Origin of the sequence: Amycolatopsis sp. SB7-3, from assembly GCF_041021335.1 — a bacterium.
Lineage (GTDB): Bacteria > Actinomycetota > Actinomycetes > Mycobacteriales > Pseudonocardiaceae > Amycolatopsis > Amycolatopsis japonica.
In genome coordinates this window covers 268,400-282,643 of record NZ_JBFPJQ010000005.1, presented here as the reverse complement: position 1 = coordinate 282,643, position 14,244 = coordinate 268,400, and the positions used below count along the sequence as shown (strand labels likewise).

General features: G+C 68.6%; 15 protein-coding genes. 7 read left to right on the top strand and 8 right to left on the bottom strand.

What is annotated here, in order from left to right:
• The first annotated feature begins 72 nt into the window (after nt 1-72).
• Nucleotides 73-642, top strand: a complete 570-nt coding sequence (locus AB8M46_RS31490; RefSeq protein ID WP_125735013.1) for a helix-turn-helix domain-containing protein — start codon at nt 73-75, stop codon at nt 640-642.
• Here the strand turns inward: AB8M46_RS31490 and AB8M46_RS31485 are convergent.
• Together AB8M46_RS31485 and AB8M46_RS31480 are read right to left on the bottom strand one after the other, a co-directional pair.
• Complete coding sequence (locus tag AB8M46_RS31485; protein WP_037345277.1) at nt 639-1,241, bottom strand: response regulator transcription factor; 603 nt, start codon at nt 1,239-1,241, stop codon at nt 639-641. The genes AB8M46_RS31490 and AB8M46_RS31485 overlap by 4 nt on opposite strands.
• Nucleotides 1,238-2,341 (bottom strand): sensor histidine kinase, encoded by a 1,104-nt coding sequence (locus AB8M46_RS31480; protein WP_394362716.1) that lies wholly within the window; start codon nt 2,339-2,341, stop codon nt 1,238-1,240. The genes AB8M46_RS31485 and AB8M46_RS31480 overlap by 4 nt, the downstream gene beginning before the upstream one ends.
• 119 nt (nt 2,342-2,460) lie before the next feature.
• On the opposite strand from AB8M46_RS31480, the gene AB8M46_RS31475 reads away from it, so the two are divergent.
• The 3 genes from AB8M46_RS31475 (at nt 2,461) to AB8M46_RS31465 (ending at nt 4,850) form a co-directional block, all read left to right on the top strand.
• Nucleotides 2,461-3,336 carry an ABC transporter ATP-binding protein gene (locus AB8M46_RS31475; RefSeq protein WP_037345273.1) on the top strand — a complete coding sequence of 292 codons (876 nt, stop codon included), beginning with the start codon at nt 2,461-2,463 and terminating at the stop codon, nt 3,334-3,336.
• A 14-nt stretch (nt 3,337-3,350) separates the two neighbouring features.
• Entirely contained in the window at nt 3,351-4,070 is a 720-nt protein-coding gene (locus AB8M46_RS31470; RefSeq protein WP_394362578.1) for an ABC transporter permease, read from the top strand.
• 216 nt (nt 4,071-4,286) lie between these two features.
• On the top strand, nt 4,287-4,850 hold the full coding sequence (locus tag AB8M46_RS31465; RefSeq protein ID WP_394362577.1) for a hypothetical protein: 564 nt from the start codon (nt 4,287-4,289) through the stop codon (nt 4,848-4,850).
• Here AB8M46_RS31465 and AB8M46_RS31460 read toward each other — a convergent pair.
• From AB8M46_RS31460 to AB8M46_RS31440, 5 genes are all read right to left on the bottom strand, one after another.
• On the bottom strand, nt 4,841-6,094 hold the full coding sequence (locus tag AB8M46_RS31460; protein ID WP_394362576.1) for a DUF222 domain-containing protein: 1,254 nt from the start codon (nt 6,092-6,094) through the stop codon (nt 4,841-4,843). The two genes, AB8M46_RS31465 and AB8M46_RS31460, sit on opposite strands and share 10 nt — an antisense overlap.
• A gap of 203 nt (nt 6,095-6,297) precedes the next feature.
• Nucleotides 6,298-7,086, bottom strand: a complete 789-nt coding sequence (locus AB8M46_RS31455; RefSeq protein WP_125735017.1) for an ABC transporter permease — start codon at nt 7,084-7,086, stop codon at nt 6,298-6,300.
• Nucleotides 7,083-8,033, bottom strand: a complete 951-nt coding sequence (locus AB8M46_RS31450; protein WP_125735018.1) for an ATP-binding cassette domain-containing protein — start codon at nt 8,031-8,033, stop codon at nt 7,083-7,085. The genes AB8M46_RS31455 and AB8M46_RS31450 overlap by 4 nt, the downstream gene beginning before the upstream one ends.
• Nucleotides 8,034-8,044: 11 nt before the next feature.
• Entirely contained in the window at nt 8,045-8,890 is an 846-nt protein-coding gene (locus AB8M46_RS31445) for a DUF4097 family beta strand repeat-containing protein (RefSeq protein ID WP_394362575.1), read from the bottom strand.
• Nucleotides 8,891-8,941: 51 nt separating this feature from the next.
• Complete coding sequence (locus tag AB8M46_RS31440; RefSeq protein WP_037345264.1) at nt 8,942-9,460, bottom strand: Arc family DNA-binding protein; 519 nt, start codon at nt 9,458-9,460, stop codon at nt 8,942-8,944.
• 403 nt (nt 9,461-9,863) lie between these two features.
• Between AB8M46_RS31440 and AB8M46_RS31435 the strand changes: the two genes are divergently transcribed.
• Nucleotides 9,864-10,433, top strand: coding sequence for a response regulator transcription factor (locus tag AB8M46_RS31435; protein ID WP_394362574.1), 570 nt, complete (start codon nt 9,864-9,866; stop codon nt 10,431-10,433).
• Between the two features lie 6 nt (nt 10,434-10,439).
• On the opposite strand, the gene AB8M46_RS31430 is transcribed toward AB8M46_RS31435, so the two are convergent.
• Nucleotides 10,440-11,084, bottom strand: a complete 645-nt coding sequence (locus AB8M46_RS31430) for a LuxR C-terminal-related transcriptional regulator (RefSeq protein WP_394362573.1) — start codon at nt 11,082-11,084, stop codon at nt 10,440-10,442.
• Nucleotides 11,085-11,177: 93 nt separating this feature from the next.
• Here AB8M46_RS31430 and AB8M46_RS31425 point away from each other — a divergent pair, with 93 nt between their 5' ends.
• On the top strand, nt 11,178-13,445 hold the full coding sequence (locus tag AB8M46_RS31425; RefSeq protein ID WP_394362572.1) for an ATP-binding protein: 2,268 nt from the start codon (nt 11,178-11,180) through the stop codon (nt 13,443-13,445).
• Nucleotides 13,442-14,089, top strand: a complete 648-nt coding sequence (locus AB8M46_RS31420) for a TetR/AcrR family transcriptional regulator (RefSeq protein ID WP_394362571.1) — start codon at nt 13,442-13,444, stop codon at nt 14,087-14,089. The genes AB8M46_RS31425 and AB8M46_RS31420 overlap by 4 nt, the downstream gene beginning before the upstream one ends.
• Nucleotides 14,090-14,244 lie beyond the last annotated feature (155 nt).

Sequence of the window (14,244 nt, the reverse complement as noted above, 5' to 3'; positions counted from 1 at the left end):
TCATGATCGCCACCTTCGCCGCCGGTCCGCCGGTTTGGCACGAAAACTTGCCGACCTGGCAAGATCGAGGGCATGGACGGAACGGACGAGGTGCTCGACGCGGTCGGCCCGCGGTTGCGAGCGCTGCGCAAACACCGCGGCCTGACCCTCGCCGAACTGTCGGCGGCGACCGGGATCTCGGAAAGCACCCTGTCACGGCTGGAAAGCGGCGGGCGGCGGCCGACGCTCGAACTGCTGCTCCCCCTCGCCCGGGTGCACGGCGTGCCGCTCGACGACCTCGTCGGCGCTCCCCGGACCGGTGATCCGCGGATCCATCTGCAGCCGATTCACCGCCACGGCATGACGTTCCTCCCGCTCACCCGGCGTGCGGGCGGGGTGCAGGCGTTCAAGATGCTCATCCCCAGCCGGGACGCGCCGGCGGAACCCACGCCGCAGACCCACGGCGGCTACGAATGGGTGTATGTCCTCAATGGACGGTTACGGCTGGTGGTCGGCGACCGGGACATGGTCCTCCCGCCGGGCGAGGCCGCCGAATTCGACACCGCGCTCCCGCATTGGCTCGGCTCGGCCGACGGGCACGCCGTCGAAACCCTCGTCCTGTTCGGACCGCAGGGCGAACGCGCCCACGTGCGGGCGCGTTAGAGCCAGTCGTGCTCGCGCGCGTACCGGGCGGCCTCGTGCCGGGTCTGCGTCTGGGTCTTCTGCATGGCGTTCGAGAGATAGTTGCGCACGGTGCCCTGCGCGAGGTGGAGCCGTCCGGCGATCTCGGCGACCGAATAGCCCTCGCCGGTCACCCGCAACACCTCCAGCTCCCGCTCGGTGAGCGGACAGTCGTCGACGACGGCGAGCGCGGAGACGTCCGGGTCGATCCAGCGTTTTCCCTGGTGCAGCGTGGCGATGACGAACGTGATGTGCGACGGGTCGGCGGCCTTGCTGACGAAGCCCTGGACGCCGAGTTTGAGTGCCTTGCGGAGCACGCCGGGTTTCGCGTGCCGGGTCAGCATGAGGATGACCTGGTCCGGCCGGGTGCGCCGGATCTCCGCGACCGCGCCGAGCCCGTCCACACCGGGCATTTCGAGGTCGATGACGAGGACGTCGGGCTCGTGCCGCAGGGTGGCCTCGACCGCTTCTTCGCCGTTCTCCGCTTCGGCCAGAACGGTGATCTCGCCTTCGAGCGGGAGCAGCGCGGCCATCGCCTTGCGCAGCAAGGCTTCGTCGTCGGCGAGCACCACCGTGGTCATCGTGCCTCCAGGGCCGGGAAGGACGCCGCCGTCACGAACCGCCCGTCTTCCTGTTCCACCGTCAGTTCCCCGCCCTCGGCGACGACGCGTTGTTCGAGCGCGGCCAGCCCGCGGAGTTCGGGCAGTGGCGTACGCGGAGCGCCGTCGTTGACGATACTGATGCTCCATTCCGACAGGGTGATCCGCACACGGGTCGCCTGCGCGTGGCGCAGGATGTTGGTCGTGGTCTCACGCAGGACCTGGCCGAGCAGCCTGCCCGCCGCCGGATCGACGTCCGCCTCCCGGTCGACGCGCACGCGGATCCCCGCGGCCTCGAAGAGGTTCCTGGCGTTCTCCAGTTCGGCGGAGAGGTTGAGCCGGCGCTGGGCGTAGGCGAGTTCCTTCGTCTGAGTGATCGTGTCGGCCACGAGCGCGTGGATCTCCACCAGTTCCTGTTTGGCCCGGTCGGCGTCGATGTCCACCAGTTTCGTGGCGAGCGCCGTCTTGAGTTTCACGACGTGCAGCGTGTGGCCTTGGATGTCGTGCAGATCGCTCGCGAACCGGACACGTTCCCTGATCACGGCCAGTTCCGCCTCCCGCTCGCGCGACTCCTCGAGTTCCTTGACGACGTCGTAGAACCGTTTGTTGGGGAACATCAGGCCGAGCACGACAGCGGTGATCGCGGCCGGGACGAACACGAAACTGACCAGCTCACCGGACACGTCCTCGTGCGAGACCAGCAGTCTCAGCGCGCCCACCACGGCGATGTAGCCGACGAGCGCGACGGCCGCCGGGATCCGATGGCGTGGCAGTTGCGGCACGACCAGGGAGCCCACGAGGAAGACGCCGAAGAACGCCGAGCTGCCCCCGACGAGCAACACCGAGAACGGCCACACCGCCGCCGTGATCACCAGGCACGGGATCGCGACCCGCAGAACCTCGCCCGCCGCCCAGCGCACGAAGGCGACCAAGGCCGCCAGCACACCCACGCTCAGGACGACCGCGTGCCACCAGGTCCGCGAATCCGAGGCGACCACGATCACCCCGCCGACGACGAGCAGCGGGACGAACATGGTGAGATTCAGCTTGCGCAGCTGCCCGTTCGCCGGCTCGGTGTCCACATCAGACATGAGTCCAGTATCGGCTCTCTTTCGGCGGGGGCAACAGTGACACCACGTCATGGTTTCCTCGTGACGTGGCCGCACTGGCCGGGGCGTGTCCGAGCGGCTGAGATCGAGGTATGACAGCGATCGACGTTGACCGTCTGAACGTGAAATACGGCGACTTCCACGCCGTGAAGGATCTGTCCTTCCAGGTCCGGCAAGGCGAGTTCTACGCCCTGCTGGGCACGAACGGGGCCGGGAAAACCTCGACCTTGGAAACCCTGGAAGGACACCGGAATCCGACGTCGGGCACCGTCCGGGTGCTCGGGAAGAGCCCGCGGGACCGCGCGGCCGTCCGCCCCGAGATGGGCGTCATGTTGCAGGAGAGCGGTTTCTCACCGGATCTGACGGTGAAGGAGTCGATTCGCCTGATCGGGGCGCTGACCCGCCGCACGGACCGGCTCGAACGGGTGCTCGGCATCGTGGACCTGACCCGCAAGGCCGACACGAAGGTGTCCCAGCTTTCGGGTGGTGAGAAGCGGCGGCTCGACTTCGCGACCGCGGTGTACGGCTCGCCGCGGCTGGTGTTCCTGGACGAGCCGACCACCGGGCTGGACATCCAGTCGCGGGACGCGCTGTGGGACGCGGTCGACAACCTGCGCGAGGACGGCTCGACGATCGTGCTCACCACGCATTACCTGGAAGAGGCACAGCAGCGCGCCGACCGCATCGGCCTGATGCACCGGGGCACGTTCCATCGGGAAGGCACCGTCGCCGAACTGACGCGGACGCTGCCCTCGGTGATCCGGTTCTCGCTGCCTTCCTCGGCTCCCGCGCTGCCGGTGCAGGGCAAGCGGGAACACGACGGGAAGTTCGTCATCGAGACCTTCGGGCTGCAGAAGGACCTGCACACCCTGCTCCGGTGGGCGCAGGACCACGCGATCGAACTACCGGACCTCGAAGCGGGACCGACCCGCCTCGACGACGTGTTCCGCGCCATCGAAAACGACTGAAGGACTGAGTTGTCATGCTCTCGATAGCCCGTAGCGAACTGATCCAGATCTTCCGGAACCGGTCGGTCCTGATCACCAGCTTCGTGATGCCCCTCGCCATTTCCGCGTTCTTCGTCTATCAGCACGAGGTCTTCGCCGAGATCGGCAGCCTCGGCTACATCGCGGCGGTCGTGATGTTCACCGTCTGCGCGTTCGGTCTCTACACCAGCGCGGTGACCACGCTGGCCTCACGACGGCAGAACCTGTTCCTCAAACGACTGCGCTCCACCGCGGCCGGGGACGCGTCCATCCTGGCCGGGCTGGTCCTGCCGGTCACGGTCATCTCACTCGTCCAGGTGGCCGTGATCATGACCGTGCTGGGCGTCGTCACCGACACGCCCGCCAACGTCGGCCTGCTGGTGGCGGCGGTGCTCGCCAGCGTCGCCATGATGATCGGACTCGGCCTGGCCACCGCGGGTCTGACCAACTCCCCCGAACACGCGCAAGTGACAACGCTGCCGGTCAGCCTCGGCGTGATCGCCGTGGCGAGCTGGGTCGGCATCTCCGGCACCGACGAGCTGACGCTGCTCAAACGCCTGCTGCCCGGGGGTTCGGCCACCGAACTCGCCGTCAACGCGTGGAACGGCGGCGTGGCACTCACCGATTCGCTGCTCCTGCTCGCCCCGACCCTCGCGTGGGTCGTCGTCGCCGTCGTCCTCGCGACGCGGCTCTTCCGCTGGGAGCCGCGCCGATGACCGTCCGAAGTGGAGCGAAACTCGTCCCCGTGCTCGTCATGGACCGGGTGCGCGAGGCGCTCGGCGAGCGGAAGGTGAGCTACTTCGACCGGCCCCGGCGGATGGGACACCTCCTTCTCGCGGCTGTTCGGCCAAGGCGTCGAAGACCGCTTCGCGGACTTCGCCAAGTTCGCCGCTTCGAAGCCTGAATACGGCTTAGGCCGGACTCCGGCGCAGGTGACCGCGAAGTACTTCGAACTGGCCGCGCGGCTGGACAGGACACCGAGCCCGGACGGCTACAACGGCCAAGTGTTCCGCCATGTCACGTTCGCGGATCTCTACTACGACAAGAGCCTGCCGCATCTGGCCGCGACGTGGCATTCACTCGACACCGGGAAGCCCGTGCCGACTTCCTCGGGCGCCGCTTTTCCTTCGGACAACTACATCGCGAGCCAGCTGCACGTGATCTGCAACGACTCCGACTGGTCGGAGGACGTCGGCACGTATCGGCGCGACGTCGCGATCGACCGGATCCGGCACCCGCTGTTCGGCGCGGCGGCCGCGAACATCACGCCGTGCGCGTTCTGGCCGTCCGAGCCGATCGAACCGCCTGAAGATCACCGATCGCGGCCCGTCGAACGTGCTGATCGTGCAGAACCTCCGCGACCCGGCGACGCCGCTGGCAGGGGGAGCTCCGTATTCGGTTGGAGGTGTTCAGCCCGCGGGGGCTTTTCAGGTGGCGGGCATGCCGAGGGGCCCGTCGCCGGTGTGGCTGGCGGGCTCCTCGGTGGTCAGACGTGATGCAGGGTGTTACGCCGGGGTTGTCGGAGCGGATCTCGGTATTGGGGTGGGATGAACTCCGGTAGCCCATCGGCGGCCATCCGTACTTGCCAGTCGCCGTGGTGAATCAGGCGATGATGGAACCCGCACAGGAGGACCAGGTTCCGGAGGTCGGTGGGTCCGCCGTCTGCCCAGTGGTGAATATGGTGGGCGTGGCAGTTCTTGGGTTTCCGGTGACATCCGGGAAAGGCGCAGCCGCCGTCGCGGATGTTGAGTGCGCGTCGTTGGCCTGGGGTGACGAATCTTCGGAGGCGTCCCATATCCAGAGGTTCACCTGAGGAACCCATCACGACCGGCAGCATCAGGCAATCGCAAGCGGCGAGCCGGGCTTCCCGAGCGGTCATCGTCCCGACGAAGTCCAAGCAGGCGGTGCCGAGACCGGATTTGAGTTCCTCGAGTCCGATGGTGACGTGGACGAGGGTCCGGTAGCCGCTGGTTCCGGGCTGATCGGGGCAGGCGATCGCCAGGTCGAGGAGTTCGGCCCAGGCGTCCCCCAGGCGTTCGCATTTCATCCGCAGATCCGCCTGCCCGAACTCGTCGACCGGCCGTGGCTGGGCGTGTGCTTCCAGGGCGGCGGCGGTGCGGGCGCCGGTCTCGTCGTCGAGGAGGCCGGTGAGTTTCCAGAAGCCGTCTTTGCGGCGCTCTAGGGTGATTTCGCGGCGTGGCTCTTTGGGTTCGGGGTCTTTGGGTTCGTTGCCGTCGGGGTTGAGCCAGCCCTGCAGTTTCGCTTCGGCGCCGGCGAGTTGGCGGGGTCCGGCGTTCGGGGCAAGCTCGGCGAGGATCTTCTCCGCGCTCTCCCAATCCTCGGCAGAAGTATCGGAAGGGAGCCGTTTCAAGATCTCCAGGATCTGATCGATCCGCTCATCCCCGACCAACCCCTGAGCCGCGACCGCGGCAGTCGCCGGTGCGACCGGCGGAACCTCCGTGCCATCCAAAGCCCGGGTGGAATTCAGGGCGATCGCCCGCTTCACCACCGCACCGGCCTCGCCGCGTGACAATCCCGCGATCTCGGCGAACCAGCTCGCCGTACTGCCATGCCCGTACAAGTCTTTGACGCCCCGATTCTCGATCTCCGCCAGAAACCGCCCCAAACACGCAGTCGCCATCCGGATCACCTGCAACGACTGCTGCACGCCATGGGCAAGCTCCAGCTTGCCGGCGCGCCACAGTTCCTGCGGCAACTCGGGAAGGAAGGTCTCGGACACCCCTCCATAATACCCAAAGAAATCGAACACGTGTTCGTAATTTTAAGCAACCAACGAAACCACGCGAACAACACTGAAGGGTGAAACAGTCGCCAACGCCGAATCACCCTGAGCGACTCGCATTCAGTCGACTAAATGCGAAAGCCAAGCGCCCCGGACCGGAAGAAACCCGGCCCGGGGCGACCCCCAGTGGTAACCCCAGATCAGCGGTCACGTTCCTTGGCGAACAAGGACTTCGACCACACATACCCGACGACCGAGAGCAGGACGCACCAGCCGATCGCGAACCAGCCGCTGTTGCCGATCGGAGTCCCGAGCAGCAGACCGCGAATGGTCTCGATGACGGGCGTGAACGGCTGGTAATCGGCGAACCAGCGCAGCCAGGCCGGCATCGAATCGGTCGGCACGAATCCGCTGCCGAGGAACGGCAGCAACATGAAGATCATCGGTGTGTTGCTGGCCGTTTCCACGCTCTTGGCCGCCAGGCCCAGCGCCACCGAAAGCCACGTGAGCGCGATGGTCAGCAACAGCAGCACACCGACGACGGCGAACCATTCGCCGACCCCCGCCGTCGGGGAGAAGCCGATGAGGAGCGTGACCCCGAAGACCACGGCGAGCGCGAACGCCGTCTGGATGAACGCGCCGACGACGTGCCCGGTCAGGACCGATGCCTTGCTGATCGCCATCGTGCGGAACCGCGCGATGATGCCCTCGGTCATGTCCGTCGCCACCGAGATCGCGGTGCCGAGAGCGGCACTGCACACGGTGACGAGCAGGATGGCGGGCGTGACATAGCCGACGTACTCGGCCCGGCCGCCTCCGCCGCCGAGACCGTTCCCGAGTGTGCCGCCGAAAACGTAGACGAACAGCAGCAGGAACACGATCGGCTGGCCGATCAGCATGATGGTGAGCGACGGATACCGTTGCATATGCCGGATGTTGCGGCGCAGCATGGTCGTCGAGTCGCGCACCGAAAGGGCGAGGCTGCTCATCGGGCCATCTCCTTGGTCGCTTCGGTCCGGTGACCGGTGAGGCTGAGGAACACGTCGTCGAGGTCCGGCGTGTGCACGGTGAGGCTGTCGACGGCGACGGCTTCGTCGTCGAGCCGGTCCAGGACGGCGCGTAGGGCGGCGACGGTGCCGTCGGTCGGCACGCGGAGTGCCAGGGCTTCATCGTCCGAAGTGGACACCTGAAGCACGCGGGTCGCGTCACGCAACGAGACCGCGTCGGGGAACTTCAGTTGCATGTGCCCGCCGGGTACGCGTCGTTTCAGTTCGTCGGGGGTACCGAGCGCGACGATCCGGCCGCCGTCGAGTACGGCGACCCGGTCGGCGAGCTGATCCGCCTCCTCCAGGTACTGCGTCGTGAGGAAGATCGTCACCCCGCCGTCGACGAGGTCGCGGATGATCTGCCACATCGTGCGGCGGCTGCGCGGGTCGAGGCCGGTGGTCGGCTCGTCGAGGAAGATGACCTTGGGGTCGCCGATCAGCGTCATCGCCAGGTCGAGTTTGCGGCGCATGCCACCCGAAAACGTCGACGGCGTCTTCTTCGCGGCGTCGGTCAGCTCGAAGCGTTCCAGGAGTTCGGCGGCACGTCTGCGACCCTCCCGACGCGGCAGATGGTGCAGATCCGCCATCAGGAACAGGTTTTCCTCGCCGGTGAGCAGATTGTCCACCGCGGAGAACTGGCCGGTGAGGCCGATCGCGGCGCGGACGCCGTCCGGGTCGGTGGCCAGGTCGGCTCCGGCGATGGTCGCGCCACCGGCGTCCGGAGTGACCAAAGTGGACAGGATGTTGACCGTGGTGGTCTTGCCCGCCCCGTTGGGGCCCAGCAAGGAGAAGACGGTGCCGGACGGGACATGCAGGTCTATGCCGTCCAGGACGACCTTGTCGCCGTAGGACTTGCGCAGTCCGGTCGCGGAAATGGCCGGGTTTCGCATCGGGATTCCCTTCAGGAACGGTGGACGATGATGTCGCCGACGGCGGTACCGGCGTGGACTTCGACCTTGTCGGTCGCGTCGCCGGGCGCGGTGGAGGCGGTCATGTCGTTGAGGACGCGGCCGAAGCTGGTGTTCACGTCGAGCCAGGCAGCGCTGCCCTCACGGATGCCGATTTCGACGTCCCCCAGCGACGTTTCGAGGGTGAGCGTGCCCCTGGCCGCGTCGAGGACACGGACGGATCCGTTGGCGGTCTTGGCTTCGACACCGCTTTCGGCCTTGTCGACGGTGATGTCGCCGTTGGCCGAGCGGAGGCGGATCGAGTCGGCGACGGTCCCGACGGTGGTGGGCCCGTTGGAGTTCTTGACCACCGCGGTGCCGTCGATCGCGCCGACCTGCACGCGGCCGGAACTCGTGCTGATGTCGGCGTTGCCGTCGGCGTGCTCGACGACGATGTTCCCGGACGCGGTGTGCAGTTTCAGCTCACCGGTACGGTCCAGCCGGATGTGCCCGGTGCCGGATTTGTAGCGGCAGGCGCCGATGCGCCCGGTCACGGTCAGGTCGCCGAGGCCGGTGCTCCCCTGCACCCGGGAGCCGGCGGGCAGTTCGATGGTCACGTCGATCGACCTCGTCCGCCTGGAGAAGTCGAGCAGGCGCATCTTCGGCGCGCGGACGGTCAAGGTGCCGCCGGAGAATTCGACGACGGTGCGCTTCGCGGCGTCGACGTCGGATTCGTTGTTCTCGTCGAGCGGGGCGACTTCGACGATCGTGTCGGTGCGGTCCCCGGCGACGATCCGGACGTTGCCGACGACCGGTTCGAGGTCCGCGAGAATGGGTTCCGGGGTGGCGAAAGAAGGCATGGTTGTCCCCTCAGAGGTGGTGTGATCGGTGTTTGTGCTGGTCCGGGAGGTCTAGCTGACCCAGCCGGTGTAACGCTGGACGCCGCGATGGCCGCCGCTCATCGGGGCGGGCGGCGTGGCCCGCTCCGCCGGCTGCAACGCCGCGGACGCGGCTCGCACGAGCCACGCGTTGACCGAACGGCCTTGCGCGGCCGCCGCTTCCTCGACGCGTGTCTTGAGGTTTTCCGGGAGCCGGAAGTTGATCCGGGCCGTGGCCCCTTCCTCGTCCGGCAGCGGCGGCTCCGGCGCGACAGGTGCGGCAGGAGCGGCAGGTGCGGCCTGTTCGACCGCGGGAAGCGTGACGGCGAAGCTGGCTTCCCCGGCACGCAGCCGGACCTCGACCGAACCCGGCGCGAGGTCACGGGTGATCTCGTCCGACGCGGCGGACAACGCGTCCAGCAGCGCGAGACGAATGGCCGACGCGAGCGGCGCGGTCAGGCGTTCGGCGAGCGCGCTCGCCTCGGCTCCGCCCGCCTCGGCGGCGACGGCGAGTTCCCGGCGAACGGTGTCCACAAAGGGCGTCAAATCCATGATGCCATCATGGCACCATGATGGCGCCACCGCAAGGGCAAGTTGGCGCCACATGATGCCAAAGTGGCGTCTACGCAGGTCAGGGGCATTTTTTGCCCCTTCGATCAGTCTCGACTGGCGGGGGAAGCAGGACACGGCCGAACGCGTTGCCGGTGTCGTTCACGGCGGGCGAGAATCGCCGCGAGCCGCGCGAAAAGGAAGCGACCCGCCGTCGAGTGTGGGGGTCACCCGAGGCGGGCCGCTACCCGGTTCCCACCGTACAAGAGGTCCGCTCGCGTATGCAGGCAACGCTTTTTGTCCTTGCGGCCCTTGACAAACCGAAGATCCACAGTGGACGGAAGACGGACACATGCGAACAGTTCGGGTGAGCGTCTGCGCCCTGGACCCCATCACGAAGGCCGGCATGGTCGACCTTCTCGAGACACGCGCGTCCGTGGTGGTGACCGCAGGCCGGGCACGGGCCGAAACCGATGTCGTCGTCGCCGCTTTCGACCGGCTTTCGGCCGACGCGGTCGCCGCGTTGCGCGCGGTCGCCGCCGAACTCGGCAAGCCGATCGTGCTGGTGACAGACCGGATCGAGGAGGGCGGCCTCACGGCGGCGGTGGTGTGCAAGGTGGTCGCCATCCTGCCGCGGTCGGCGATGACCGATTCCCGCGTGGCCGACAGCGTCGGCGCCGCCGCGTCGCGCGCCGTGGATCCGCCGCGCGATCTCCTCGGCAGGCTGGCCGACCAGGCCGAGCGGCTCCACCGGGAACCGCTCGCGCCGGACGGACCGGCGGGCGCCGCGCTCTCCTCGCGGGAGATCGAAGTCCTCCGCCTGATGGCGGACGGGTTCGACACCCAGGAGATCGCGACCGAACTCGCCTATTCGGAGCGGACGGTGAAGAACGTCATCTACGCGGTCACCGACCGGCTGAGGTTGCGGAACCGGTCGCACGCGGTGGCCTACGCGATCCGGGAAGGGGTCATCTGAAGGCGCTCAGATGAGACCTTCGCGGAGCGCGTACGCCACGACGTGGGTGCGGTTGCGCAGATTGAACCGGCTGAGCAGGCCGTGCAGGATGTTCTTCACGGTCCGGTCGGAGTAGGCCACCCTCCGGGCGATCTCGCCGGTGTCGAATCCCTCCGCGAGCAACCGGAGCACTTCGGTCTCGCGGGGCGACAAGCCACTGAGCGTGAGTTCGCGCGGCTGGAGAACTTCCTTGTGCAGCCGCGAAATCCCGCGCAACAGACTGCCGAGCTGCTCGGCGGGCAGATCGCCCCGGCCGGCGTGGGCGTCGGCGACCGCGCGCAGCAACCGCCCCGGCGTCGCCTCGGAACGCGCGACGACGACGGCGAGTCCGCGTTCCACCGCGGCCCACAGCTCGGCCTGGTTGGGGTGGTCGGCCACCAGCACCAGCCGGGCGGGCCCGGCCGGGAGGTGCCGCGGGTCGTCGCCCGCGACCGCGACGAGGACGTCGGCCTTCGCCGGGTCCTCGCGCAAGCTGATGCCGGGACCGCCGCCGAGCGCGCTGCGCAGCCCCGCCAGGACGAGCGGATCACCGGCGTGCACGGCGACCCGGATCTCCGGCCGCTCCCCGGTCCGGACGACCGGGCGGACGGGCGTCGTCATGATCGTCGACATGCCTTCCAGGTAACCGGCCGTGGAGAAGGCGGGACAAGCGGAAGCGGGGGGCAGCTTTCCGTCATCGCAAGCCTGCCGGTTGAATGGACCGCGGTGGAGGCGAACGAGACGCGGTCGGTGTTCGGCAAGCTCCTGCTCGAGCACCGGCGGGCCGCGGGATGGACACAGGCGCGGCTGGCCGAGGCCTCCGGGATCAGTGTCCGTGCCCTGCGCGAGCTGGAACGCGGCCGCGCGCGGGCCGCGCAGCGACGCTCCGCCGAGGTGCTGGCCGACGCGCTCGGCCTGACCGGACGTGACCGCGAGTTCTTCCTGACCGTCGCCGAACAGGGGCGGCGCCGGAATCCGGCGCTGGCCGCCCAGGTCGCGGCGACCTGCGCGCTGCCCGCGCCCACCGCGGATCTGTCCGGCCGCGAGAACGAGCTGGACCAGCTTTCCGCGAAGGTCGCCGAGGGCGGCGGGGTGGTCGCGATCGTCGGACAGGCCGGGGTCGGGAAGACCGCGCTCGCGGTGACCGCGGCGGATCTGTGGCGGGCGGAGTTCCCGGACGGCGGCTACGCGGTGGACCTGCGCGGAATGGACGAGGAACCGCTCAGCGCCCGGGCCGCGCTCGACCGGCTGCTGCGCGCGCTGGACGTCGCGCCGGGACAGGTGCCCGCCTCCGAAGCCGAACGGTCGGCGTTGCTGCGGATGCTGCTCGAAGGACGGAAGGTCCTGCTCCTGCTCGACAACGCCGCCGACGAAGCACAGATCCGTCCGCTGCTGGTCGCCGGACCCGGCTCCCTCACCCTGATCACCTGCCGTCGTACGCTCGCCGGACTCGAAGGCGCCCGCTGGCTGGGGCTCGAACCGCTGTCGGACGACGGCGCGACCGGACTGCTCGCCAAGATCGTCGGTGCCGACCGGATCCGCGCGGAGCCCGCCGCGGCGCGCGAACTCGTCGAATTGTGCGGATTCCTGCCGCTCGCGGTCCGGATCGCGGGCAACCGGCTCGCCACCCGGCCGCAGTGGTCCCTCGCCCAGCTCGCCGACCGGCTGCGCGACGAAAGCACCCGGCTGCGCGCGCTCGCGGCGGGCGATCTGCAACTGCGCTCGGCCTTCGACCTGTCGTATCGCGCGGTCTCGGCCGAGGCACGACGGCTGTTCCGGCGGCTGGCGACCGTACCCGGCGCGGATTTCGGCCTGGAGCTCGCGATCGTCGTTTCCGGCGCGGCCTCCGCCGATGTGCGCGATCATCTCGACGAACTCGTCGACGCCAGCCTCCTGCAGACCACGGCGGAACCCGAACGGCACCAGTTCCACGACCTGATCCGCCTGTTCGCGGAGGAACGGTTCGAGGCGGAGGAAGACCCCGCCGCGCGTGACATCGTGCTCGGCCACCTGCTCGACAAGGCGGCCGAAGCGGCCAGGTTGTTCTATCCCAAGGCATCCGACACCGGGCGGTTCGGCTCGCGGGACGAGGCCGCCCGCTGGCTGGACGTCGAAGGCGAGAACTGGGTCGCCGCGCATCGACTGGGGGCGCGCAAGGGACGGCATCGGGAGGTCCGCGATCTCGCCATCGCGTTGCACTGGTACTCCGACGGACGGAGTGCCCAGCGGCCGTGGTGGGAGATCTTCTCGCTCGGTGCCGCCGCGGCGAGCGCGCTCGGCGACGCCGGGGCCGAGGCGAAACTGCTCAACTTCGTCGGCTGGGCCGCGAGCGTTTGTCTCGGTGACGACGAGAGTGCGGTGGCGGAGCACCGCCGCGCGCTGGACATCGCCGTCCGGATCGGCGATCAGGTCGAGCGGACGTGGGCGTGCATCTATCTCGGCGGGGTGCTGCGGTCGACCGGGCAGGCCGAAGAAGCGTTCGAGTTCGCGAAGCGCGGGTACGAACTGGCGCACGAACTGGCGCACGAACTGCCGTTCTGGGACGGGCAGACCACGGCGCGGAACATGTACGGACGCGCGTTGCTCAACGCCGGGCGGCACGCCGAGGCGCTCGCCGTGCACCGGGCCGTGCTCTCCGACGCCGAACGGCTGGCGGGCGACACGTATCCCGATTTCCATCGGCTGCTGAAGACCCTGACCCTGCGCGCCATCGGCGACGTGCTCGCCGATCTCGCCGAATGGCGGGAAGCGGCGGGCCAGTACCGCACCAGCCGGTGGCTCGCCTGGGAAGGCGGTTTCGGCGGGCTGGAAGTGCTCAGCGCGATCCGCGAGGGGCGGGCCTGGCGGGAGGCCGGCGCCTTCGACGAGGCAAGGGAATGCCTGACCCTTGCTGTGGAACTCTCCCCTGGGCCGTCGTTCGGCGCGTGGCGGGAACAGGCTTCGGCCGAATTGGCGCTGCTACCCTTCGGGCCGACGGAGCGGGAGGGCCGATGACCAACGCGGACGGGCAGAGCCCGCGGGAGCGCTATCGCGACCAGGTGCGCGCGGAGATCAAACAGCACGCGTGGGAGCAGATCGCCACCGCCGGGGTCCCCGCGCTGTCGCTCAACGCGATCGCGAAAAAGGTGGGCATGAGCGGTCCGGCCCTGTACCGGTACTTCGCCAGCCGCGACGACCTGATCACCGCGCTCATCCGCGACGCGTACCGGAGCCTCGCCGACACCGTCCGGGCGGCGTTCGACGGCGGTGCCGATCTGGCCGGGCTCGCCGTCACCATCCGGGACTGGGCCCGGAGCGACCCGCAGCGCTATTTCCTCATCTACGGCACACCCGTCCCCGGCTACCACGCGCCCGAAGACACCACCGCCATTTCGAGCGAGGTCATGGCCGTGCTGCTCGAAGCGTGCCGCGCGATCCCCGTGGACGGCCCGGAAACCCCGTTCGACAAGCACCTCGACGGTCACCGTGACTGGGCGGGCGACGATCCGGCCCCATCTGCGACCCTCCACCGCGCGCTCGCCTTCTGGACCCGCCTGCACGGCGTGCTCTCGCTCGAACTCGCCGGCCATTTCACCGGAATGAAATTCGACCCTGATCTGTTGATCTCGGCCGAACTGGACGATCTCACGACCCGGTGACCGGCCGATCGCCGTCGCACTGAACCTTTCCCGCCTCTCGGGCGTCTTGCCCTGTGACGTTGCCGCGTTGACATGCAACGTTGTAACGTTATAGCTTCTAAGTACCGAAAGAGCTACTAACATCGTTATCCGGGCGCTTCGGGGGGACTTCGTTC

What these genes read in the sequence shown, in the direction of transcription:
- AB8M46_RS31490 (WP_125735013.1), top strand. Translation starts at nt 73, where the DNA reads ATGGACGGAACGGACGAGGTGCTCGACGCGGTCGGCCCGCGGTTGCGA.
- AB8M46_RS31485 (WP_037345277.1), bottom strand. Translation starts at nt 1,241, where the DNA reads ATGACCACGGTGGTGCTCGCCGACGACGAAGCCTTGCTGCGCAAGGCG.
- AB8M46_RS31475 (WP_037345273.1), top strand. Translation starts at nt 2,461, where the DNA reads ATGACAGCGATCGACGTTGACCGTCTGAACGTGAAATACGGCGACTTC.
- AB8M46_RS31470 (WP_394362578.1), top strand. Translation starts at nt 3,351, where the DNA reads ATGCTCTCGATAGCCCGTAGCGAACTGATCCAGATCTTCCGGAACCGG.
- AB8M46_RS31455 (WP_125735017.1), bottom strand. Translation starts at nt 7,086, where the DNA reads ATGAGCAGCCTCGCCCTTTCGGTGCGCGACTCGACGACCATGCTGCGC.
- AB8M46_RS31450 (WP_125735018.1), bottom strand. Translation starts at nt 8,033, where the DNA reads ATGCGAAACCCGGCCATTTCCGCGACCGGACTGCGCAAGTCCTACGGC.
- AB8M46_RS31445 (WP_394362575.1), bottom strand. Translation starts at nt 8,890, where the DNA reads ATGCCTTCTTTCGCCACCCCGGAACCCATTCTCGCGGACCTCGAACCG.
- AB8M46_RS31440 (WP_037345264.1), bottom strand. Translation starts at nt 9,460, where the DNA reads ATGGATTTGACGCCCTTTGTGGACACCGTTCGCCGGGAACTCGCCGTC.
- AB8M46_RS31435 (WP_394362574.1), top strand. Translation starts at nt 9,864, where the DNA reads ATGGTCGACCTTCTCGAGACACGCGCGTCCGTGGTGGTGACCGCAGGC.
- AB8M46_RS31430 (WP_394362573.1), bottom strand. Translation starts at nt 11,084, where the DNA reads ATGTCGACGATCATGACGACGCCCGTCCGCCCGGTCGTCCGGACCGGG.
- AB8M46_RS31420 (WP_394362571.1), top strand. Translation starts at nt 13,442, where the DNA reads ATGACCAACGCGGACGGGCAGAGCCCGCGGGAGCGCTATCGCGACCAG.